The organism is Vibrio sp. 10N.247.311.47 (genome assembly GCF_041467535.1).
Taxonomy (GTDB): domain Bacteria; phylum Pseudomonadota; class Gammaproteobacteria; order Enterobacterales; family Vibrionaceae; genus Vibrio; species Vibrio crassostreae_C.
Genome location: NZ_JBFSUR010000085.1, coordinates 1 through 2349, shown reverse-complemented (window position 1 = coordinate 2349; position 2349 = coordinate 1). Strand labels below are relative to the sequence as shown.

Sequence of the window (2349 nt, the reverse complement as noted above, 5' to 3'; positions counted from 1 at the left end):
ACAATCGGACTTCCAAATACCCAAGCTAAAGGCAACAACAACAACATAATTCCTACCGTAATTGCGATAGACGTTTGTACACGGTCTTTCACTCGATTGAGAACAATTTTTTCTGATACAACCACAGCAAAGTATTCTTGGATACCACTCGCGCTACCGACCGTAGTGACATAGAGATATTGCGGTTTTCCACCAATTTCTGCATAGATGAGTTTGTCTAACTCGCTTTTATTATTCGCTACTTGTACCAGCTTTTTATATGGAACCATTGCAGAGAACGCCGCACTTGGCTTGCCAAACTCTGCTTCTAACCATTTTTGACTTAGCGCTGTTCGTTGCTCAGTTGAGATATTGGTAATTGCTTGATTGAGAATAGGCAGCAGAGCCGAATCCGCTTGTTTTAACACCATATAGAACTGATTAGAAAATTGCTGATTAATGTCGCGCAAAGGTGGATGCACTTGAAAACTATGGTCGAATGACTGGGAGACTTTATGCTTAATAATAGCATCGCTTTCCAATACTGCATCAACATCCCCATTTTCTAGGGCATCGAAGGCGAGGTGAAACGAAGGAAACGTCACAATTTGTACATTAGGAAAAGTGCGATTCAGGTCAGGAATAATGGACCAGCCAGCTAACATGCCCACTTTTTTCCCGGCCAAATTTTCAAAAGATTCGGTCGTTTTTGTGTTGGCTTGTGTCACTAAGCTAAATGGTAATTGGTAAAGTGGTTCAGTAAACACACCGACGTCTTGCGTGCTACTATTTTTTTGTATGGACTGCAAGATATCAATCGATCCATTTTGATAATCAGAGACCAATTCTCCCCAACTACGGCCGTTGATATATTCAAACTCCAGACCGGTATTGTTAGCAATTATATTTAATAAATCAATCACATAACCTTTTGGTTCACCGGCTAAAGTAAAATCAATGGGCGCCCAATCATTCTCGTTTGAAACTTTAAGCGGTTGGGTAGACTCAATCAATTGACGCTGCTTGTCCGTTAGCGCGAGTGGTTTTGAACTTGGGATGATGTTTTCTGCTTCCAAGGTTTGATTTGATGCGACAATTTCTCCATTTTCAGAGTATAGATACACCTCTGCCGCTTCATCTTTATTATTCACTTTAATGTTTTCGGAGAAATTTGCTGCCAGAGATGAGAGAACAATATCAACACCTATTACAGCCTTTCGACCTTCTATGGGCAAAGAATAAGTTTGTCCTGTCACTTGCCAGTTATGAAACAAATACGGTTCCGTTTTGGTTGGTGTCTTGTTGTTTTGAACTTTGTACCAAGGACGCTTTGTTGGGTAATAATCACTTGGCTCCACTTTTGTATCACGAATCGTAAAATCATCATTTAAAAAATAGGACTTCTTAATGCGGTTCCCAGCCTCATCATAAAGGTGTGTCACCATTGCCCACCGATCTTGAGCAATCGCATCGGTTTTATCGCGAATTAATATAGAGGCATCGAGATTGACCAGTTGAAAAAACTCATCTTTTTCATTTGCAACATAAATACTGTACATATTATTGTTGGCGCGAAGGGCTTCAGCAAATAACTCAGCTAGCGGAAAAATATCATCTGTTGCTTCAAAATGTTGTTCGGAGATCTTAGCAAACAGCTCAACGGTGTATGAGGCATCGTAATCAAGTTTATTAATATACTCAGTTATCGTCGCAGCGGTGCGGTTGTATCGTGAGAAAATATGTTCTTTTGAAAGCTCTTTGGCAAAGTGATATTGAAGGAAAATAGCAACCGATGCGGTGAGAAAGGTCGCGATGATAAACATCCCACTCACCGTTATCCTAATAGAGATTTTTTTTCTCTGTTTGCGCTGCATTTGTAGCTCCTAGCCTTAAAGTAAGGAATTCCTTCCATTTTTACAGTGTAGCAGGGGGTTATCATTAACCAAGTGTCCCTAAGCAAAGCGTGACCTTTCCCATACTTCTAATGCCCCCTACACTTTGATTTTTGTTCAATAAATTAAGCCATAATGACAGGCATTAATGGCCCACCCGCGACTCATTCTTCGATAACATGTGTTCATTCGTTAATAAAAGAACATAGTTTTATCTTTAGCAGTCCTTTTTTGCCTGAGAGGACTTGGCTTTTTAGGATATATGGCGTTTTTTATTTATGCTGTAGGTGAAGTTGGTTGGCGATAAATTGTGACTGTGTGATTTTGCTGTGGATAAACAAAAATTAGTTGTCAATTAATAGGGATTAGACCATACCTCATTAACAGAGGGGGCTCTTAAATCTAACTGTCAGCTGAAATGCTCAAATCGTTTTTTCCAGAGGCTTTATAGACCTGAAGGTTTACTCGTGGCACTTTT

At 39.9% G+C, this 2349-nt stretch carries 1 protein-coding gene; it reads right to left on the bottom strand.

Going from position 1 to position 2349, the window contains the following annotated elements; all coding sequences use genetic code 11:
- Positions 1–1853, bottom strand: a 1853-nt coding sequence (locus AB6E51_RS24185; RefSeq protein WP_372140284.1) for a transporter substrate-binding domain-containing protein, incomplete at its 3' end; no start/stop codon positions are given.
- Between the last annotated feature and the right edge of the window lie 496 nt (positions 1854–2349).